Origin of the sequence: Rhodoferax potami (assembly GCF_032193765.1) — a bacterium.
GTDB classification, from domain to species: domain Bacteria; phylum Pseudomonadota; class Gammaproteobacteria; order Burkholderiales; family Burkholderiaceae_C; genus Allorhodoferax; species Allorhodoferax potami.
On sequence record NZ_JAVBIJ010000001.1, the window covers coordinates 927,316 to 946,256 of the forward strand.

19 protein-coding genes are annotated in these 18,941 nt (G+C 60.7%); 7 read left to right on the forward strand and 12 right to left on the reverse strand.

Annotation, left to right across the window (positions count from 1 at the left end):
- Positions 1–3: 3 nt before the first annotated feature.
- Both RAE21_RS04430 and RAE21_RS04435 read right to left on the reverse strand, forming a co-directional pair.
- Positions 4–759, reverse strand: coding sequence for a sulfurtransferase (locus tag RAE21_RS04430; RefSeq protein ID WP_313880322.1), 756 nt, complete (start codon positions 757–759; stop codon positions 4–6).
- Positions 760–768: 9 nt separating this feature from the next.
- Positions 769–1,212 carry a hypothetical protein gene (locus RAE21_RS04435; RefSeq protein WP_313880323.1) on the reverse strand — a complete coding sequence of 148 codons (444 nt, stop codon included), beginning with the start codon at positions 1,210–1,212 and terminating at the stop codon, positions 769–771.
- 106 nt (positions 1,213–1,318) lie between these two features.
- Here RAE21_RS04435 and dnaE point away from each other — a divergent pair, with 106 nt between their 5' ends.
- Positions 1,319–4,888 (forward strand): DNA polymerase III subunit alpha, encoded by a 3,570-nt coding sequence (gene dnaE / locus RAE21_RS04440; RefSeq protein WP_313882651.1) that lies wholly within the window; start codon positions 1,319–1,321, stop codon positions 4,886–4,888.
- Positions 4,889–4,964: 76 nt separating this feature from the next.
- Here the strand turns inward: dnaE and tolA are convergent, their stop codons facing one another.
- The 10 genes from tolA to RAE21_RS04490 all read right to left on the reverse strand — a co-directional run bounded on the left by tolA (position 4,965) and on the right by RAE21_RS04490 (position 13,150).
- On the reverse strand, positions 4,965–5,972 hold the full coding sequence (gene tolA / locus RAE21_RS04445; protein ID WP_313880324.1) for a cell envelope integrity protein TolA: 1,008 nt from the start codon (positions 5,970–5,972) through the stop codon (positions 4,965–4,967).
- 16 nt (positions 5,973–5,988) lie between these two features.
- Positions 5,989–6,423, reverse strand: coding sequence for an ExbD/TolR family protein (locus tag RAE21_RS04450; protein ID WP_313873359.1), 435 nt, complete (start codon positions 6,421–6,423; stop codon positions 5,989–5,991).
- Positions 6,424–6,441: 18 nt separating this feature from the next.
- On the reverse strand, positions 6,442–7,137 hold the full coding sequence (gene tolQ, locus RAE21_RS04455) for a protein TolQ (protein ID WP_313873358.1): 696 nt from the start codon (positions 7,135–7,137) through the stop codon (positions 6,442–6,444).
- Between the two features lie 11 nt (positions 7,138–7,148).
- On the reverse strand, positions 7,149–8,339 hold the full coding sequence (locus RAE21_RS04460) for a pyridoxal phosphate-dependent aminotransferase (protein WP_313880325.1): 1,191 nt from the start codon (positions 8,337–8,339) through the stop codon (positions 7,149–7,151).
- Between the two features lie 16 nt (positions 8,340–8,355).
- Complete coding sequence (gene nusB, locus RAE21_RS04465) at positions 8,356–8,892, reverse strand: transcription antitermination factor NusB (protein WP_313873356.1); 537 nt, start codon at positions 8,890–8,892, stop codon at positions 8,356–8,358.
- Entirely contained in the window at positions 8,892–9,359 is a 468-nt protein-coding gene (ribH, locus tag RAE21_RS04470; protein WP_313873355.1) for a 6,7-dimethyl-8-ribityllumazine synthase, read from the reverse strand. The genes nusB and ribH overlap by 1 nt, the downstream gene beginning before the upstream one ends.
- Positions 9,360–9,379: 20 nt before the next feature.
- Entirely contained in the window at positions 9,380–10,495 is a 1,116-nt protein-coding gene (ribBA, locus tag RAE21_RS04475; RefSeq protein ID WP_313873354.1) for a bifunctional 3,4-dihydroxy-2-butanone-4-phosphate synthase/GTP cyclohydrolase II, read from the reverse strand.
- 155 nt (positions 10,496–10,650) lie between these two features.
- Positions 10,651–11,052 (reverse strand): RNA-binding S4 domain-containing protein, encoded by a 402-nt coding sequence (locus RAE21_RS04480; protein WP_313880326.1) that lies wholly within the window; start codon positions 11,050–11,052, stop codon positions 10,651–10,653.
- A gap of 9 nt (positions 11,053–11,061) precedes the next feature.
- The gene (locus tag RAE21_RS04485) at positions 11,062–12,474 is read right to left on the reverse strand and encodes a sensor histidine kinase (protein ID WP_313880327.1); all 1,413 of its coding nucleotides are present in this window, start codon (positions 12,472–12,474) and stop codon (positions 11,062–11,064) included.
- Position 12,475: 1 nt separating this feature from the next.
- Positions 12,476–13,150, reverse strand: a complete 675-nt coding sequence (locus RAE21_RS04490) for a response regulator (RefSeq protein ID WP_313880329.1) — start codon at positions 13,148–13,150, stop codon at positions 12,476–12,478.
- Positions 13,151–13,256: 106 nt separating this feature from the next.
- Here RAE21_RS04490 and RAE21_RS04495 point away from each other — a divergent pair, with 106 nt between their 5' ends.
- The 6 genes from RAE21_RS04495 to modC all read left to right on the forward strand — a co-directional run bounded on the left by RAE21_RS04495 (position 13,257) and on the right by modC (position 18,907).
- Positions 13,257–14,216 carry a Bug family tripartite tricarboxylate transporter substrate binding protein gene (locus RAE21_RS04495; protein WP_313873350.1) on the forward strand — a complete coding sequence of 320 codons (960 nt, stop codon included), beginning with the start codon at positions 13,257–13,259 and terminating at the stop codon, positions 14,214–14,216.
- Positions 14,216–14,725 (forward strand): tripartite tricarboxylate transporter TctB family protein, encoded by a 510-nt coding sequence (locus RAE21_RS04500; protein ID WP_313880330.1) that lies wholly within the window; start codon positions 14,216–14,218, stop codon positions 14,723–14,725. Before RAE21_RS04495 ends, RAE21_RS04500 begins: the two co-directional genes overlap by 1 nt.
- Positions 14,725–16,236 (forward strand): tripartite tricarboxylate transporter permease, encoded by a 1,512-nt coding sequence (locus tag RAE21_RS04505; protein WP_313880331.1) that lies wholly within the window; start codon positions 14,725–14,727, stop codon positions 16,234–16,236. The genes RAE21_RS04500 and RAE21_RS04505 overlap by 1 nt, the downstream gene beginning before the upstream one ends.
- 109 nt (positions 16,237–16,345) lie before the next feature.
- Entirely contained in the window at positions 16,346–17,113 is a 768-nt protein-coding gene (gene modA / locus RAE21_RS04510; protein WP_313880332.1) for a molybdate ABC transporter substrate-binding protein, read from the forward strand.
- Positions 17,106–17,816 (forward strand): molybdate ABC transporter permease subunit, encoded by a 711-nt coding sequence (gene modB / locus RAE21_RS04515; protein WP_313880333.1) that lies wholly within the window; start codon positions 17,106–17,108, stop codon positions 17,814–17,816. The genes modA and modB overlap by 8 nt, the downstream gene beginning before the upstream one ends.
- Positions 17,780–18,907: a molybdenum ABC transporter ATP-binding protein gene (gene modC, locus RAE21_RS04520; RefSeq protein WP_313880334.1), complete on the forward strand. Its 1,128-nt coding sequence runs from the start codon at positions 17,780–17,782 to the stop codon at positions 18,905–18,907. The genes modB and modC overlap by 37 nt, the downstream gene beginning before the upstream one ends.
- Positions 18,908–18,941: the final 34 nt, after the last annotated feature.

Sequence of the window (18,941 nt, forward strand, 5' to 3'; positions counted from 1 at the left end):
TGCTCAGGCTTCGCTGCTGCTTTGCAGGCCGGTGGCCTGCAGATCTGCGCTAAGGGCTCGGCGCTCGTCAAACACAAAGCAGCCGCCGTGGTAGTGGCTGCCGTCGGTCTCTTCAAAGTACTTGAGGATGCCGCCTTCGAGCTGGTAGACGTGTTCCAGACCTTCTTCGCGCATCAGGATGGCCGCCTTTTCGCAGCGTATGCCCCCGGTGCAAAAGCTCACCACGGTTTTGTCCTTGAGTTCGTCCAGATGGGCGCGGAAGGCGTCCGGAAATTCGGTGAACTTGGTGATACGCCAGTCGATCGCACCCTCAAAAGTGCCTTCATCGACTTCAAAGTCGTTGCGCGTATCCAGGGTGACCACCGGGCGGCCGTTGTCGTCATGGCCTTGATCCAGCCAGCGCTTGACAGTAGCAGGTGCCACCGCGGGCGCGCGCCCGTCAGCGGGCTTGATGGTGGGGTGGTTCATGCGGATGATTTCGCCCTTCACCTTCACCAGCATTTTCTTGAACGGCTGGGTGTCCGACCAACTTTCCTTGGGCGCAATATCTGCAAACCGCGGGTCTTGTTGGAGCTGGGTGACAAAACTGCGCACATCGTCTGCCGGACCGGCGAGGAACATATTGATGCCTTCTTCGGCCAAGAGAATGGTGCCTTTGAGCTGCAGGGCCTGGGCGCGGCCTAGCAATACCTCGCGTAAAGCGGCTGCGTCGGGCAGCGGGACGAATTTGTAGGTGGAGATGTTCAGTACGGTGTTCACCGGTTGATTTTAATTGCCCGGGTTCAGGCCAGACGCATCCGGCAGTTGGAGCTGGGCTTTGATCCACTCTTTGGCGCTCTGGCTGTCGGCAAAAACGCGGGAGGCGATCACACCGTCCAGCAAGCTTTCAAACCGGCTGCGCAGCAATGAGGCGCCTTCCACGTGCGGAGCAATCACAAAGGCCACCGCTTGGAGACGGGAGCCTGCCGGGCGGTTGGCGTAGTCCGCGCGGGTTTGGGCATAGATGTCCGGCCCGTAGACCAGTGTGTCATGCATGTGATTGATGATGCCCCAAGGGCCCGCCGCGTTCAGCGTGGGGACTTGCGCCTTCATTTGGGCAGCTATCAGGGCCCGCATTTCGGCGTTCCAGTCGCCGTGCATGTGGGCAATCAGCATGCCAGGGGCGATCTCCACCAAAGCGGATCCATGGGGACTGAATAAACGGCGGGTCACGGGGTTTGAGGGACTTTTTCCGGGTTGGCAATGCGTAGCCCGCATTGTGGCGCAGATGCAAACCCTTCTCCAAGGTCTGCCGCCAATCGAAAACTACAATGACCGGATGTTTGTACACCTGCGCCTTCACACTGAGTTTTCTGTCGTCGACGGAACCACCCGTATCGACGATGTCATCAAAATGGCGGCCAAAGACGGGCAGCCGGCGCTGGCCATCACCGACCTGAACAATCTGTTCGGAGCGATCAAGTTTTACAAAGGTGGCCGTGGCAAAGGTGTGAAGCCGGTCATAGGCGCAGAAATCATTCTCGAAGGCCTGGGTGGCGACGCCACAGCCGTCACACGCATCATCCTGCTGGTGCAAAACAAGCAGGGCTACCTGAACATCTCGGAGCTGATTGCCCGCGCATTCACGCAAAACGTGGTGAAGAACCAGGCCGTCATCAAGATGGCTTGGCTCAAAGAGCTCAACGAAGGCCTGATTGCGCTTTCAGGCGCACAAGCCGGGCCGGTGGGCCAAGCGCTGGTGCAGGGCGACACTGCCCGTGCGCACGATGTGGCGCTGCAGTTGGCGGGTGTTTTTCCCCACCGCTTTTACATTGAGCTGCAGCGCGCAGGCCGCGCCGACGATGAGGCGCATGTGGTCGCTGCGGTGAAGTTGGCTGCCCGCATGAAGCTGCCGGTGGTGGCGACCCACCCCATCCAGTTTGCGGAGCAGGACGACTTTGAGGCGCATGAAGCCCGCATCTGTATTGCCGATGGCGAGATCCTGAGCAACCCCAAGCGCGTGCGCCGCTTCACCCGCGAGCAGTATTTCAAAAGCGCAGCCCAGATGGAGGAGCTGTTTGCCGATATTCCCTCGGCAATCGCCAACACGATTGAAATTGCCAAACGCTGCAGCCTGACGCTGGTGCTGGGCAAGCCGCAGTTGCCCGCCTTCCCAACCCCCGAAGTCAACGGGCAGCGCATGACGCCCGAAGAGTATTTCCGCTACGCCTCGTTTGAAGGGTTGAACGAGCGCATGGTGCATCTCTACCCCAACGAACAAGAGCGGGCCGCAGAGATGCCACGCTATGTGGAGCGCTTGGAGTTTGAGCTGGGCACCATTTTGAAAATGGGTTTCCCGGGTTATTTTTTGATCGTGGGCGACTTCATCAACTGGGCCAAGAACAACGGCTGCCCGGTAGGCCCGGGGCGCGGCTCCGGTGCCGGCTCGCTGGTGGCGTATGCGCTCAAGATTACCGACTTGGACCCTCTGCGCTACAACCTGCTGTTTGAGCGGTTTTTGAACCCGGAGCGGGTCTCCATGCCCGACTTCGACATCGACTTTTGCCAGACCAACCGCAACCTGGTGATCGACTATGTGAAGGACAAATACGGCAAAGACGCCGTGAGCCAGATTGCCACCTTCGGTACCATGGCCGCCCGCGGCGTGGTGCGCGATGTAGGCCGGGTGCTGGACATGAGCTACACCTTTTGCGATGGCATCAGCAAGCTCATCCCGAACAAGCCGGGCACCAACGTCACGCTGCAGTTGCCGCCGACCGATGGCAAGAAGAGCGACAAATACGTCTACGCCACCGAGGCAGAGCCGATTCTGGCGGAGCGCGAGGCCAAAGAAGAAGACGTCAAAACCCTGCTGGAGATGGCCCGCAAGCTGGAGGGCATGACCCGTAACATCGGCATGCACGCCGGGGGCGTGTTGATCGCCCCGGGCAAGCTCACCGACTTCTGCCCGCTCTACCAGCAGCCCGGCAGCGAATCCGCAGTGAGCCAGTACGACAAGGACGATGTGGAAGCCATCGGCCTCGTGAAGTTCGACTTTTTGGGCTTGGCCACGCTCACCATTCTGGAAATTGCGGCCGAGTTCATCCGCAAGCGGCATCCGGGTCAGGAAAAGTTCGCCTACGAGAACCTGCCGCTCGACGATGCCAAGGTCTATAAGCTGTTCAGCGAAGGTAAAACGGAGGCGGTGTTCCAGTTTGAAAGCCGCGGCATGCAGGGCATGTTGCGCGACGCCAAGCCCAGCCGCCTGGAAGACCTGATTGCCCTGAACGCGCTGTACCGCCCGGGGCCTATGGACCTGATTCCGAGTTTCGTGGCGCGCAAGCACGGGCGCGAAGTGGTGGAGTATCCGCACCCGGCCGTGGCCGAGATGCTCTCCGAGACCTACGGCATCATGGTGTACCAGGAGCAGGTGATGCAGACCGCCCAGATTCTGGGCGGCTACTCACTCGGCGGCGCCGACTTGCTGCGCCGCGCCATGGGCAAGAAGAAGAAAGAAGAGATGGACGAGCACCGGGGTATTTTCCGGGCCGGTGCGTTCAAGACCCACGGCATCCCTGAAGCGAAGGCCGATGAGGTTTTTGACTTGATGGAGAAGTTCGCAGGCTACGGCTTCAACAAGTCACACGCGGCTGCCTACTCTTTGCTGGCGTACCACACCGGCTGGATCAAGGTGCACTACACCGCCGAGTTCTTCTGCGCCAACATGACAGTCGAAATGGACGACACCGACAAGCTCAAGGTGTTGTTTGAAGACGCCGAGAAGATGGGCCTGAGCTTTGAGCCGCCCAACATCAACCGCGGCTTTTATCGCTTCGAGCCGATTTCGAACAAAGAGATTCGCTACGGGCTGGGTGCCATCAAGGGCACCGGCGAGCAGGCGATTCTGGCCATCGTGGCTGCCCGCGAGGGCAGGGGCCCGACGGAAGAAGCTGGCCCGTTCAAGAGCCTGTTTGACTTTGCCCGCCGCGTCGACCGCAGCCGCATGAACAAGCGATGCGTGGAAGCGCTGATCAAGGCCGGAGCGTTTGACTCGCTGCACCTGAACCGGGCAGAGTTGGTGGCTTCCATGGACCGGGCGTTTGAGTTTGCCGCTGCGTCGGCCGCCAACGCCAACCAGGTGGGGCTGTTTGACATGGGCGGTGACGACGACCATGGGTCCAGCACGCAAGAGCCCGACCTGGTGGAGGTCACGCCTTGGGGGGTGAAAGAGCGCCTGACCCAAGAGAAAACGGCAGTCGGTTTCTACTTGTCCGGCCACTTGTTTGACGAAGTCGCCACCGAGGTCCGCAAATTCGCCCGTCGACCGATTGAAGAGCTCAAAGACTCCCGCGAGCCCCAGTTGCTGGCCGGCATCGTGACCGAGTTGCGGGTGATCAACGGGCAGCGCGGCAAACTGGCCCTGTTCAAGCTCGACGACAAGTCCGCCATGATCGAGGCGCGCGCCAGCGAGGCACTGCTCAATACCTACAAAGACTTGTTGAAGGACGATGAGCTCATCATCGTGGAAGGCAAGGCCATGCCGGACCGCTTCTCGGGCGGTATGCAATTGACGGTGCAGCACATCTGGAGCCTGGAGCAGGCACGCTGCAAGTTTGGCAAGTACCTGCGTGTACCGGTGAAGCTCGATGCCCAGGGGCGTGCGCCCGATGTGGCGGCCCTGGTGCGCGAATTTCCTGCCGTGCGCGAAGCAACCGAACATGGGGAAACGGTGCGCGGCCTGTCAGTCCGTCTGCAGTTGGTGTGTAGTGCGGCAGGCGCCCATCCGGTAGAGCAGGCAGCGGCTGATTTGCATCTGGGCGAAGCCGCCAAGTTTTACCCCACCGACGCAGCCCTTGCGAGCTGGCGTGCACAGGCCAATGGGGGAGTGGCCGCGATTGCCTACGACTGATTTTTGATAAAAAAGGCTGCTGGCGCTCTAGATATCTGCGCCAGTAGCTATCAAAAACAGAGCAGAACTGAGCGGATTAGGGGCCGACCAAGGTCTGCGGCGAGATCACGATGATCATCGGCGACCAAACCTTGCCATCGTCCAGCGGCAACTTGCGGGTTTTGTCGATCGCATTTTCGGCCGCGTCATCCCAGGCCTTGTTACCGCTGCGTTTGATAACGCGCTTGCTCAAGATTTCGCCGCTTGCGCTCAGGCTCACTTCAATCTCAGTTTTGGGGTTGCCGACAATCGTGTCGGTGAACGTGATGTTGGGTTTGACCGCCGCCTGGATGCGCCCACTGTAGTTCGCCCCAGGGCCTGAGCTCTTCGCGGCGGTACCGGTGGAGCCTGGCGCACCACTGCCGCTGGCTCCCGCCAGACCAGTCATGCGGGCGATTTGCTGCTGGCGCAGCTCTTCTGTGCGCTTGGCATCTTCTTTGGCCGCTTTTTGCGCCTTGAGTTTGGCGGCGTCGGCCAGTTTGGCTTTGTCTGCTTTCTCTTTCGCCTCGCGTGCCGCTTTCTCTTTGGCGAGCTTTTCTTTTTCCAGCTGTTCTTTTTCGCGCAACTGGGCACGGGCTTTGTCTTGCTTGTCTTTGGCCGCTTTTTCCTGAGCCTGCTTTTCGAGCTCACGTTTTTCTTGGGCCTTGCGCGCTTCTGCCTTTTGCGCTTGCAATTCCTTTTGCTTTTCTTCGGCGATACGGCGCTCTTTTTCTTTGGCCAACGCGATGTCTGCCTTACTCGGGGCTTCCGGCTCTGCGGGCTTGACCACGGGGGGCGGGGGAGTCGGCGTTGGCTTGGGGGCTGGCTCAGGCTCGACTTCAGGCTCTGGCGGCTCTTCAGGCGGCGGCGGGGGCGCCGCCTCTTGCGGAATCGCAGACCACAGCTCAGCCTCTACCGTGGCGGGCGGGAGTTCGCGTTTCCAGGCCACGCCAATTGCCAGCACCGCCACCAGCGCCGCATGCGCCACCAAGGCCATGACCAGCGCGCGCAACATGCCCGGTGTGTGGGGCGGCGCAAATTCCTGTCGGGTATCAGCAGCGGGCATGGTGCAAATCGGAGACTCAGTTGGCCAGCTGGACGGACAAGCCGACCCGCTGAATGCCGGCACGCTGCAAGGTGTCCATGACTTTGACCACGCTCTCGTATTTCACGTTCTTGTCGGCACTGATCACCACTGCCGAGTTGGCTGGCGCAGCCCCGTCGCCCGTGCCTTGTGCCTGCTTGACGGTGGCGGCCAGGTCTTTGAGTGCCACAGACGAGGTTTTCTCTTTTACTTTGACCTCGAGCGACTCGGTCTTGGTCAGAGTCACCTGGATGATCTGGTCAGGCTGACGCGATGCTTTGCCCACGCTGGGCAAGTCAATCACGCTGGGGGTAATCAAGGGTGCGGTCACCATGAAGATGATCAAGAGCACCAACATCACATCGATGAAGGGCACCATGTTGATCTCGTTGATGGTGCGGCGACCACGGCCACGTCCGGCGACAGCAGGCATGTTGATTCCTTGTGCGGCTTAGCGGGCTGCCGGCGCAGGCTGGGCGCTCACGTTGCGTTGCAGGATGTTCGAAAACTCTTCAATGAAGGTTTCTTGCTGGATGGCGATGCGGTCCAGGTCGCGTGCGAAGCGGTTGTACGCCACCACCGCCGGAATCGCTGCAAACAGGCCGATGGCGGTCGCCACCAAGGCCTCTGCAATACCCGGCGCCACGGTCGACAAGGTCACTTGTTGCAAAGAGGCCAAGCCGGTGAAGGCGTGCATGATGCCCCAGACGGTGCCGAACAGACCCACATACGGCGACACCGACCCGACTGATGCCAGAAAGGACAGGTTGCTCTCGACCTCGTCCATCTCACGCTGGAAGCTGGCGCGCATCGCACGGCGCGCGCCGTCCATCAAGGTGCCCACGTCGCTCACACGGCGCTCGCGCAGCTTTTGAAATTCGCGCATGCCGCTGGCAAAAATACGCTCCATCGGGCCACAAGTCTGGGCATTGCGACTCGCTGCGTTGAACAGATCATTGAGGCTGGAGCCTGACCAAAAATCGCGTTCAAAAGCTTCGTTTTGGGTTTTGATGCGTTTGAGCGAAAACAGCTTGCGGAAGATGGCGGCCCAGCTGGCAATCGATACCAGCATCAACAAGGCCATGACGGCCTGGACCACGATGCTCGCGTTCAGGATCAGGTGCAGGATGGAAAGGTCTTGGTTCATGGTGTGAGGGCTTAAACGGATGTGAGCATCGCACGCAAACGCTGGATGGCTGTTTCTAATTGTTGCATCGAGCTTGCGGTCGAAAAGCGGACAAACTGGGCCGTCTGCGCGGTGCCGAAGTCCCGACCGGGCGTGATCGCTACATGGGCACGGTTCATGACTTCAAAGGCAAACTCCCAGCTACTTTGGAGCCCGAGTCGCGCGCAAAGTTCCGAGCAATCAGCCCACACATAAAAGGCTCCGTCGGGCTCCACCGGAATGCTGAAACCCAGATCACGCAGGGCCGGAATGAAATAGTCGCGACGCGCTTTGAACTCGGCGCGACGGGCCTCGTAGAGCGCAATGCTCTCCGGCTCGAAGCAGGCCAGTGCCGCATGCTGGGCGATGGTGCTGGGGCAAATGAACAGGTTTTGGGCTAGGCGCTCAATCACCGGCACCAGGTCTTGCGGAACCACCATCCAGCCCAAGCGCCAACCCGTCATGTTGAAGTACTTGCTGAAGCTGTTGATGCTGATCACCTGGTCATCCAGCGCCAGCGCAGTGTGACCGAACTGGTCGTCGTGGCTGAGTGCCAGATAGATCTCGTCAATCAAAGTGATACCACCCTTGGCCTGCACCACTGCATGGATGCGGCGCAGTTCGTCAGGGTGAATCGAGGTGCCTGTGGGGTTCGATGGCGAAGCCAGCAGTACACCGCGTGTGCGCGGGCCCCAAGCAGCCTCCACTTTGGCGGCGCTGAGCTGGTAGCGCTCGTCTGCTGAGGTTTCCAGCAGCACAGCCTTGCCCTCGGCGGCGCTCACAAAATGGCGGTTGCACGGGTAGCTGGGGTCCGGCATCAAGACTTCGTCGCCCGGCTCAATCAGGGCCAGACAGGCCAGGTGCAGCGCTGCGGAGGCTCCTGCCGTGACCACGATGCGCTCCGGCGCCACTTGCACGCCAAAGCGGCTGGCGTACCAGGCGCTGATGCGTTCGCGTAGCGCAGGCAGACCGGTGGCCGCGGTGTATTGGGTGACACCATCGCGAATCGCCTGTTCGGCGGCCGCTTGCACCAGGGGAGGTGCAGTGAAATCGGGTTCCCCGATATTGAGGAACACCATAGGCGCATCGCTGTGCGCCACTTGTGCAGCAAGGGCAGAAGCTGCCTTGGCAACCTCCATCACATAAAACGGCTCAATGTTCTGTGCGCGTGAGGAAATGTGCATCGTGGCGGTCGTGGGGTCAGGCAGCGGGTTTTTTGTTGCGTTCGGCGTCGATTTCTACGGCGCGCAGCTGAGGGGCAATGCCGTTGAGCACGCCATTGACGTATTTGTGGCCATCGGTGCCGCCGAATTCTTTGGCGAGTTCGATGCACTCATTGAGCACCACGCGCCATGGCACATCGAGGCAGTGCTTCAACTCGTAAGCACCGATCCACATGATGGCGTGTTCGACCGGCGAAATCTCGGCCATCGGACGGTCCAATGCCGGAATGATCAGGGCGTCAAGCTCTTCCGCTTGGGCAACGCAGCCGTGCAGCAAGGCATCGAAATGCACGGCGTCCGCTTTGGCAAAACCGGCCAGGTCACGGGTGAACGGGTCAATGTCGTCCACCGCATTGCGGCCCACCAGGCTTTGGTAAAGGCCTTGCAGCGCGAATTCGCGGGCGCGGGTGCGGTTGGATTTGCTGCCTGCTTTGCGGGCGCCGGTGGTGGTAAGGCCGGTGCGGCTCTGACGGGGAGGGCGCTTGGCCGCGGAGGTGCTGGGGGTATCGCTCATTAGATGCTCTCCAACAGGTTGGCCATTTCGACGGCGACTTGGGCAGCATCGCGCCCCTTGTCGGTCTGGCGGGCTACGGCTTGTTCGAGGTTCTCAGTGGTGAGAATCGCATTGGCCACGGGAATCTGGTAGTCCAGAGATACGCGGGTCACGGCAGAACCGGATTCGTTCGCCACCAGCTCAAAGTGGTAGGTTTCGCCGCGGATGATGCAGCCCAGCGCGATCAGCGCATCGTATGTGCCTTTTTCCGCCATGGCTTGCAGCGCTACCGGCACTTCCAGGGCACCCGGTACGGTGACATGGTCAATGTCTTTTTCAGATACGCCCAGAGCCAGCAATTCGGTCTTACAGGCGTTGGCGAGTGCATTGGTGATGTCCGCATTGAAGCGGGCCTGCACGATGCCGATGTTGAGTTTCTTGCCGTTCAAACGGTCGGAGGCTGCGGTGCCTTTGTCTGCGCCAAACATGGGTGATTCCTTTATTCGAGTTATTTGCTGATGTAGCCGGTGATTTCGAGGCCGTAACCGGTCATGCTCGGCATGCGGCGCGGGCTTCCCATGAGTTGCATTTTCTGCACACCGCACTTGAGCAGAATCTGGGCGCCGATGCCGTAAGTGCGCAGGTCCATGCGGCCCCGCTCAGGCGCTTGCGACGCGCGCGCGGTGCCTTCAAACTGGCACAGCAACTGCTCGCCGCTTTCGCCGCAATTGAGGAGCACCACCACGCCTTTGCCTTCAGCGGCGATATAAGCCAGAGCAGCATCCAGGCTCCAGGAGTGCATGCTGCGGTTGACTTCCAATGCGTCCAGCACCGAGAGCGGCTCATGCACACGCGCAGGGACCACAGTGCCGGCGTCCCACTCGCCCTTGACGAGCGCTAGGTGCACGCCTTGTCCGGTGCTGTCTTTGAAGGCGTGGGCGGTGAATTCACCGTACGCCGTTTTCATGGTACGGCTGCCCACGGGCTCGATCAGGGATTCGACACGGCTGCGGTGTTCAATCAGGTCGGCGATCGTGCCGATTTTCAGGCCGTGTTCGGCTGCGAACAGCTGCAAGTCGGGCAGACGGGCCATAGTGCCGTCGTCTTTCATGATCTCGCAGATCACGGCCGAGGGGCTGCAGCCGGCCATGGCCGCCAGATCGCAACCGGCTTCGGTGTGGCCTGCGCGCATGAGCACGCCACCGTCCACTGCCTGCAGTGGGAAAATGTGGCCGGGTTGCACCAGATCGGTCGCCACCGCGTTTTTCGCCACCGCGGCTTGCACGGTTGTTGCGCGGTCTGCGGCAGAAATGCCGGTGGTCACGCCTTCGGCGGCTTCAATAGAGACGGTAAACGCGGTGCTGTACACGGTGCCGTTGCGTGCTGCCATCGGGGGCAGCTTCAGGTGCTCGCAGCGTTCGCGGGTCAGGGTCAGGCAGATCAGCCCACGGCCAAAACGGGCCATGAAGTTGATCGCTTCGGGCGTGACGTGGTCCGAGGCGAGAACCAGATCGCCTTCGTTTTCACGGTCCTCTTCGTCCACCAGAATCACGATGCGGCCGGCGCGCATGTCGGCCACGATGTCTTCAACGGGGGAAATGGATACGGGGGTGAGGGCGGTCATGCAGAAGGGCTTTCCAAATGTCGTTCTATGGCGGGGGCCCTGAGGGGTGCGGCGCTCCTGCCGGATGCTCGGTGCCTCAGTAGTAACCCCCGATTATCGCCGCTTTCGAACGGATGGTTGCGGGTCAGGCGCAGGGGCTGAGCACAGTAGGGGCTTCAGTCCAGCGAGGCGCTCCAGCGCTCGTTCCAGCCGGTTTGCAGGGCGCGCCGGTCGCGTTTGGTAGGTCGACCACCCGCAATTGTGTGGGCGGGCTCCGGGCTTAGGCGTTGTTGCTCGGCGGCCGCTAGACGGTCGCGCACGCTGTCCGGGGTTTCTGCGTACATCAGTTGCGCCACAGGTGCCGGGCCGCGTTGCTCACTGATGAGCAGCACTTGTACGACCTTTTTGACCTTGCCTTGCCAGATCGTCAGGGTGTCTCCGGCCTTGACCTCTTTGGCGGGTTTGACGTCTCGGCCTTCCCACTGCACCCGGCCGAGTTGGACTTCATCCGTGGCCAGCGAGCGGGTTTTGAAAAAACGTGCGGCCCACAGCCACTTGTCGATCCGGGTGCTTTGCATGCGAAAACTTCAGCTGAGATAGAGCGGTAATCGTACACAAGCATCCAGTCCGGTGCAGGCGTCCCCTGAATACCGGTTGTTCAGCTGGATGGTTCCCCCCAGTGCGAGCACCATTTCCCGGGTGATCGTGAGCCCAAGGCCTGACCCCGAGTGGGTGCTTCCGGCCGCAAATGGCTGAAACAACCGCATACGCAAGGCATCACTGATGCCGGGCCCGCTGTCCGAAATTGTGAGCTGTGCCCAGTCGCCATCTCGCTGCAAACGGATCATCAAGTCGCCGCCCTGCGGTGATAGGCGCACAGCGTTGTGCAGCAGGTTACGGATGGTTTCCCGCAGCATCCATTCGTGGGCCATCACCGGACAAGGCTCGGTCACGAGTTCGAAGTCGAGGTCTTTTTCGCCCACCAAGGCCGACAGATCCAGCGCAATGGTCCGGACCGGCTCTGCCCAGTCCATAGCCGCAAAGTCTTGCTGTTGGCGCACTTGTTCCACTTTGGCCAGTGAGAGCATTTGGTTGGCCAGTTGGGTGGCCCGGTCGACCGTGGAGGCAATTTCTTTCAGGCCGTCCTGAGCGGCTATGTCGCCCCGCAGTGCCGATTGCACCTGCACCTTGAGCACCGCCAATGGGGTCCGGAGTTGGTGTGCCGCATCACGTACAAAGCGCTTCTGGTGGTCCAGCAGGTGTTGCAGCTTGTGCATCACATGGTTGGTGGCCACCGCCAGCGGCTGAATTTCCAGCGGCAATTCGCCGGCAGGCAAGGCGGTCAGGTCGTCCTCGCTGCGCTGCTCTAGCTCTTCGCTCAGCTGCCGCACCGGGCGGGTGGCACGGTCTACCACCAGCATCACCACCGCGGTAATGACGGTGATCAGAATCAGCTGCCGCTGGAGTGTGTCCAGCAAAATTTGTCGCGCCAGGGTGTGGCGCAGCTCCAGCGTTTCTGCCACCTGCACCATGGCCATGGTGCGCTCCCGCCCACTGGCCACCGGCTGCAGCAGTACGGCTACCCGCACCGCATCGCCCCGGAAGGTGTCGTCGTAAAAATCTACCAGCGCGGCATAGGGGCCCTGCTGGGGCAGCTGACCCGTCCAGACCTTGATGTCTTGCTCGCCATCGACCCATTGGCCTTTGGCGTCAGACACCCGGTAGCTCATGCGGCTGCGGTTGTCTGCCTCAAACGCTTCAAGGGCAGAGTAGGGTACTTGCGCCCTGAGCCGAGCATCCGCACCTCGCCCTTCAATGTCCAATAGTTCGCCAATGGCTTTGGCGGAGGCGAGCAGCGTCCTGTCATAGGCCGTGTTGACCGCGGCCAGCGCCTGCTGGTAAAGGCTGTAGGTGTCTACCAATACAAACAACAAAATCGGAATCAAGATACCCAGTAACAGGCTCTTGCGTAATGAGGGCGCAGGGCGGCGGCTCGCCATCTCAGTCGGCCTTGAGCAAATAGCCAAGCCCGCGCAGGGTCACCAGGCTGACCCGCATGGCGGTGAGCTTCTTGCGCAGGCGGTACACCACCACCTCGATCGCTTCAAACTGCACATCCACTTGGCCGGGAAACACCACTTCAAATAAGCGTTCTTTGCTGACCGCATGGCCCGGGCGCAACATCAGGGCCGTCATCAGGGCGAGCTCCCGAGGGGTCAAGTCCAAGACCTCGTGGCGGTGATAGATGGCGCCGCTGTTGCGGTCGAGCCGCAACTCTCCGACCAGCAGGTCGCTGCTCTGCGGTGTCGGGTTGTCGGCATTGCGGCGATGCAGGGCGCGTATGCGGGCTTCCAGCTCGTCGAGATCAAACGGCTTGGGCAGGTAATCGTCGGCACCGGCATTCAGGCCCAGCACTTTGTCGCCGACCGTTCCGCGAGCGGTCAATATCAGAACCGGCGTGCGCAGGCCGCTGCGGCGCGCCTGCTTGAGTACGTCGAGCCCGTCTACTCCCGGTAGGCTCAGGTCGAGCACCACCACATCGGGCTGGAGCGTGTTCCAGTGGGTGAGCGCTTGTGCACCATCGCTGCAGACATCGACCCGCATTTGTGCACGTACCAGGCTGCGTTGCAGGGTGGTGAACAGGGCGGGATCGTCTTCGATCAAGAGTAAATGCATGGCCAGAGCAGGGTGCGAATTACGGGTTTCCCCTAGGGAATTTGGACAGCCGTTTGACAGCCACGGCCCGCATCATAGGCCCTACCAATAACCACAGGAGACTTCCATGCGTCGCGATACTTTCCTCAAATCCATGGCCGTGATGGCTGCTGCCGGTGCTCTGCCTTTGTCGGCACGTGCAGCCACCAATCTGAAAATGATGCTCCCCGCCAACCCCGGCGGCGGTTGGGACGGCACAGGCCGCGCCTTGGGCAAAGCACTGATCGACGCCAAGCTGGTGGATACTGTGCAATATGAAAACAAGGGTGGCGCGGCCGGTGTGATCGGACTGGCCCAGTTTGTGAACTCCGCCAAGGGCGATCCCAACGCCATGATGGTGATGGGTGCGGTGATGCTGGGTGGGATCATCACCAGCAAGCCTGCTGTTGGCCTGGACAAGGTAACACCGATCGCCCGTATTACCAGCGAATACAACGTGTTCGTGGTGCCGGCCGACTCCCCGCTCAAGACCATGAAAGACGTAGTCACCCAGATGCAAAAAGACCCCGGCAGTGTCAAGTGGGGCGGCGGTTCGCGTGGATCCACTGAGCACATTTGTGCCTCCATGCTGGCGACCAAGGTCAACGTAGACCCCAAAAAGGTCAACTACGTTGCGTTCCGTGGCGGCGGCGAAGCTACTGCGGCGATTTTGGGCGGTAACGTGACGATTGGCGGCAGCGGTTACAGCGAGTTCGCTGAGTACATTGCCGCGGGCAAGATGCGCGCCATCGGGGTGACTTCCGAGAAGCGCCTGCCCGGCATCAATGTGCCGACCATGCGCGAGCAAGGCTATGACGTGGTGTTGGGCAACTGGCGCGGTGTGTATGGCGCGCCTGGCATCACCGCAGAGCAGCGTGCTGCACTGACCGACCTGATCGTGAAAGTCACCAAGACCAAGGGCTGGGCTGACGCGCTGGAGAAAAACCAGTGGACCCCTGCGGTGTTGACCGGCAAAGCGTTTGACGAATTTGTGGACAACGAGTTTTCCAGCCTGCGCGGCGTGATGCACCTCTCCGGAATGCTGTGATGAGCCAGGTCGTGAAAGCGCGGCAAGAAGCCGCCGTAGCAGTGGGCGTGCTGCTCCTGGCCCTCGGGCTCGGTGCTGGCGCATGGGTCATTCCCTCAGAAGCGGGTTACGCCGGTATCGGCCCTGACTTTCTTCCGTGGGTGGTATCCGTGGCTTTGCTGCTGTGCAGTGGTTTCTTGCTGTGGGAAGTCCGTAAGGGCGGCTTTCTCGACATGGAAGATGACGAAGACAGCGAGCCCGCCTTCTGGCCCGGATTTATCTGGATGTCGGTGGGCTTGCTGGTGAATGCAGCGTTGATCACCACCATAGGGTTCATCTTTAGTTGCGCCCTGTGTTTTGTGTTGGCATCGCGGGGTGCGCGCTTGGCCCAAGGACAGGTCTTGGGCGGCGCCCGTACCTGGATCACGGATATCGTGGTCGGTCTGCTGATCTCGGCACCCGTGTACTGGATGTTTACCAAGTTTCTGGCCATCAGCTTGCCAGGTTTGACGCAAAGCGGATGGTTGTAATGGAAATCTGGAATCAACTTCTTCAAGGGTTTGCGACGGCGGGTACCCCCGTCAACCTGTTGTGGGCATTTGTGGGGTGTGCGCTGGGCACAGCCGTTGGCGTGTTGCCCGGCATCGGGCCTGCTACCGCGGTGGCGATGTTGCTGCCTATTACCACCCAAGTGGAGGCCACTGCCTCCATGATCTTTTTTGCCGGCATTTACTACGGCGCGATGTATGGTGGCTCCACCACATCCATTTTGCTCAACACGCCGGGTGAGACCTCCAGTATGGTGACCGCCATGGAGGGCAACAAGATGGCCAAGAGCGGCCGTGCGGGTGCTGCGCTGGCAACAGCAGCTATCGGCTCGTTTGTGGCTGGCAGTATCGCCACGGTGGTCGTGACCCTGTTTGCGCCGCTGGTGGCGGAATACGCCGTCAAGCTCGGCCCGCCAGAATATTTTTGCTTGATGCTATTGGCGTTCACCACCGTCAGTGCGGTGTTGGGGCAGAGCACATTGCGCGGTTTGACCGCGCTGTTTGTGGGCTTAGCCATTGGCTTGATTGGCATGGACCAGATCACCGGCCAAACCCGCTACACCGGCAACATGCCCGAGCTGCTGGACGGTATTGAAATTGTGTTGGTAGCGGTTGGTTTGTTTGCGGTGGCTGAGGCCCTGCACTTTGTACTCTTTGAGGGCAAGGTGGTTGAGACCGAAAACAAGCTCAGCCGCGTCACCATGACCGCGCGGGATTGGAAGCGTTCGATCCCCGCCTGGATCCGTGGCGCTGCAATTGGTGCGCCTTTTGGTTGCATTCCTGCCGGCGGCACAGAGATTCCTACTTTCTTGAGTTACGCCACAGAAAAGAAACTCGCCAAAGGCGACGACCTGGCGGAGTTCGGTACCAAAGGTGCCATCGAAGGGGTGGCCGGCCCCGAAGCCGCCAATAACGCGACGGTGACCACTGCCTTGATTCCGTTGCTCACGCTGGGCATTCCCGTGTCCAACACGACGGCCGTGTTGTTGGGCGCTTTCCAGAACTACGGTATCCAACCCGGGCCACAACTGTTCACCACCTCGTCTGCGCTGGTGTGGGCGTTGATCGCCTCGCTTTTCATTGGCAACGTCATGTTGCTGGTGCTGAATTTGCCGATGGTGGGTTTGTGGGTCAAGCTGCTGAAGGTGCCCAAGGCCCAGCTGTACGCCGGTATTCTGATTTTTGCCACCGTGGGCACTTACGGTATGCGCCAGAGCGCCTTTGACCTAGTGCTGCTTTACGTGGTGGGGGTCATGGGCTTGGTGATGCGCCGGTTCAATATCCCGACGGCACCGGTGATTGTGGGCATGATCCTCGGGCCTTTGGCAGAGGCACAGCTGCGCAATGCCATGTCCATTGGTGAAGGCAGTGCCATGATCTTCCTTCAGCGCCCCATGTCGGTGACATTGCTGGTGGTGGTGCTGAGTGTGTTGGTCTTGCCACGGGTGCTCAAGCACTTTCAAGGCAAGGCGCAGCGCTTGGCTTCGGCATAAAAAAGGGTGCTAGCCCCCATTTAGTCTGCGGGTGTAGCTATACCTTTAGTAGCAAAAAAGGGGCGCTTCGGCGCCCCTTTTTTGTTGCGGCGGATGCTAATCTTCTCGTATGGCTAATTCAGTGATTTCATGGGTGCTGCGGCAGGGATTAGGCGTGGGTCTGCTAAGCCTCGGGGTGCTCACATCGGTGCGGGCGGACACTGCGTTGGTGGCCGTGGCCGCCAATTTTTCCGGAACGGCGCAAACCATTGCCAGCGACTTCAAGCGGGTGAGCGGGCACACTGTGACCCTGGTGCCAGGTGCCACCGGCAAGCTATACGCCCAGATCAAGAACGGTGCGCCGTACCAAGTGCTTTTATCCGCCGACGACGAGACACCCTCGCGCCTGGTGCAGGAGGGTGCGGCAGTAGCGGCGAGCCAATTCACCTATGCCACCGGCCGATTGGTTTTATGGAGTCCGCAGCCCGGTGTTGTGGATGCGCAGGGCGCGGTGCTGGGCGCTGCTGGTTTGCGGGTGGCCATGGCCGATCCCAAAACTGCGCCCTATGGCGCTGCCGCCATGCAGGTGATCCAGCAGCGGGGTGTGTGGCAAGGCCTGCAAGGACGGCTGATTCAGGGTGAAAGCATCGCCCAGACCTATCAATTTGTCGCAAGTGGTAACGCGCCCGTGGGGTTTGTCGCGCTGTCTCAAGTGATGCGGGATGGGCGTTTGGTGGATGGCTCCGCGTGGCAGGTGCCCGCCCACTTGCACCAGGCTTTGCGGCAGGATGCGGTGCTTCTCAATCCCGGGCAAGGCCAAGTAGCGGCCCTGGCTTTTTTGGCCTATCTGCGCACTGAGCCTGCCCGCCGGGTGATGCGCGCGGTGGGCTATGAGTAGCAGCTTGTCCGTGGCTGCGTTTCCGCTGTCTTCGGACGATTTTTCGGCCATCCGGCTCACTTTGGAGTTGGCCAGTGTCACCACGCTTGTGTTGCTGTGTTTGGCTACCCCGTTGGCCTGGTGGCTGGCCCGGTCCGGCTCTTGGTGGAGTCGCGCTGTGGGTGCCCTGGTGGCCATGCCTTTGGTGTTGCCACCGACGGTATTGGGTTTTTACCTGTTGGTGAGCTTGGGGCCACAGGGGTGGGGCGGTCAGTTCACCCAGTGGTTGGGTATCGGTTTGCTGCCATTCACTTTTGCGGGACTGGTGCTGGGCTCGGTGATTTACTCCCTGCCGTTTGCGGTGCAGCCATTGCAGAATGCGTTTGAAAGCTTGGGGCCGCGCCCTCTGGAGGTCGCCGCCACACTGCGGGCCTCTCCTTGGGATACCTTCTGGCATGTGGTCCTGCCGCTGTGCCGCCCCGGTGTGGTGAGTGCTGCTGTGCTGAGCTTTGCCCACACGGTCGGCGAGTTTGGTGTGGTGCTGATGCTGGGGGGCAATATCCCCGAGAGCACCCGGGTGGTGTCCACCCAAATCTATGGCCATGTGGAGGCACTTGAATACACCCAGGCGCACTGGTTGTCGGGTGGCATGGTGCTGTTTTCTTTTGTGGTGTTGCTAGCGCTGGGGTGGCTCAACCCGAGTGGCAGCCGTTTGCGGACTTGAGCGCCATGGTCAACCGCATCCAATTGAATGTCTCCAAACCCGGCTTCAGCCTGGTGGTGGATATGGAGCTGCCGTCAAAGGGCATCACGGTTTTGTATGGGCCGTCGGGCTCAGGCAAAACGACAGTTCTGAGGTGCATCGCTGGTCTCGAGCGCTCGCCGCAAGCGCTGGTGCAGGTGGGCGGGCATACCTGGCAAGACGAGTCCGCAGGTGTTTTTTTGCCGACCTACCGGCGCTCCCAGGGTTATGTGTTTCAAGAGGCCAGCCTCTTCGCCCATTTGGACGTGGCGGGTAACTTGGAGTTCGCCCGTCGGCGCGCTACGCCCAGAGTGGATGGCAGCCCCTTGCTGACGCTTGAGTTCGCGATTCAGACCTTGGGCTTGTCCAAGCTTTTACACCGGCGGACGACCGACCTCTCCGGTGGCGAGCGACAGCGTGTGGCGATCGCACGGGCGCTGGCAACCAACCCGCAGATTTTGCTTTTGGACGAGCCCCTTGCGTCTCTGGACGAGGCCCGCCGGCGCGAGGTTTTGCCGTGGCTGGAGCAACTCGGCAGCGAGCTCCAAATTCCGATGGTGTATGTGTCGCACGCGACCGAGGAGGTCACCCGTCTGGCCGACACCTTGGTGGTTCTGGAGCAAGGGCGTGTCATGGCCATAGGCCCAGTAGATACCGTGCTGTCTCAGGTGGAGCCTGTGATCCGCCTCGGTGGAGAGACGGCGAGCTTGGTGACGGGGCGTGTGATATCCCACGACCCACAGTGGCATTTGAGCGAAATTGCGTTTGATGGCGGCACCTTCTGGGTGCCTGATGCCAAGCTGCAAACTGGGCAGCTGGTGCGTTTGCGGGTGCTGGCTCGCGATGTCAGCATTGCAACCCAAGCCCCATCGGGAAGCAGCATTCAAAACACCGTGGCGTGCACCGTGGCGCAAATTCTGCCGGACCAGCAACCCGCCCAGGCCCTGGTGCGCTTGGATGTGAGCGGTACAGCGCTTTGGGCCCGCCTGACACGGCGCGCAGTGCAACAGCTGCAACTCCAGCCGGGCATGCACGTCTGGGCGCAAGTGAAAGCCATGGCGCTCACGCAGTAACGCAAACGGGTTGCAAATACTTGCAAATTTCACC

What these genes read in the sequence shown, in the direction of transcription:
- dnaE (WP_313882651.1), top strand. Translation starts at nt 1,319, where the DNA reads ATGTTTGTACACCTGCGCCTTCACACTGAGTTTTCTGTCGTCGACGGA.
- tolA (WP_313880324.1), bottom strand. Translation starts at nt 5,972, where the DNA reads ATGCCCGCTGCTGATACCCGACAGGAATTTGCGCCGCCCCACACACCG.
- RAE21_RS04450 (WP_313873359.1), bottom strand. Translation starts at nt 6,423, where the DNA reads ATGCCTGCTGTCGCCGGACGTGGCCGTGGTCGCCGCACCATCAACGAG.
- tolQ (WP_313873358.1), bottom strand. Translation starts at nt 7,137, where the DNA reads ATGAACCAAGACCTTTCCATCCTGCACCTGATCCTGAACGCGAGCATC.
- RAE21_RS04460 (WP_313880325.1), bottom strand. Translation starts at nt 8,339, where the DNA reads ATGCACATTTCCTCACGCGCACAGAACATTGAGCCGTTTTATGTGATG.
- nusB (WP_313873356.1), bottom strand. Translation starts at nt 8,892, where the DNA reads ATGAGCGATACCCCCAGCACCTCCGCGGCCAAGCGCCCTCCCCGTCAG.
- ribH (WP_313873355.1), bottom strand. Translation starts at nt 9,359, where the DNA reads ATGTTTGGCGCAGACAAAGGCACCGCAGCCTCCGACCGTTTGAACGGC.
- ribBA (WP_313873354.1), bottom strand. Translation starts at nt 10,495, where the DNA reads ATGACCGCCCTCACCCCCGTATCCATTTCCCCCGTTGAAGACATCGTG.
- RAE21_RS04480 (WP_313880326.1), bottom strand. Translation starts at nt 11,052, where the DNA reads ATGCAAAGCACCCGGATCGACAAGTGGCTGTGGGCCGCACGTTTTTTC.
- RAE21_RS04485 (WP_313880327.1), bottom strand. Translation starts at nt 12,474, where the DNA reads ATGGCGAGCCGCCGCCCTGCGCCCTCATTACGCAAGAGCCTGTTACTG.
- RAE21_RS04490 (WP_313880329.1), bottom strand. Translation starts at nt 13,150, where the DNA reads ATGCATTTACTCTTGATCGAAGACGATCCCGCCCTGTTCACCACCCTG.
- RAE21_RS04495 (WP_313873350.1), top strand. Translation starts at nt 13,257, where the DNA reads ATGCGTCGCGATACTTTCCTCAAATCCATGGCCGTGATGGCTGCTGCC.
- RAE21_RS04500 (WP_313880330.1), top strand. Translation starts at nt 14,216, where the DNA reads ATGAGCCAGGTCGTGAAAGCGCGGCAAGAAGCCGCCGTAGCAGTGGGC.
- RAE21_RS04505 (WP_313880331.1), top strand. Translation starts at nt 14,725, where the DNA reads ATGGAAATCTGGAATCAACTTCTTCAAGGGTTTGCGACGGCGGGTACC.
- modA (WP_313880332.1), top strand. Translation starts at nt 16,346, where the DNA reads ATGGCTAATTCAGTGATTTCATGGGTGCTGCGGCAGGGATTAGGCGTG.
- modB (WP_313880333.1), top strand. Translation starts at nt 17,106, where the DNA reads ATGAGTAGCAGCTTGTCCGTGGCTGCGTTTCCGCTGTCTTCGGACGAT.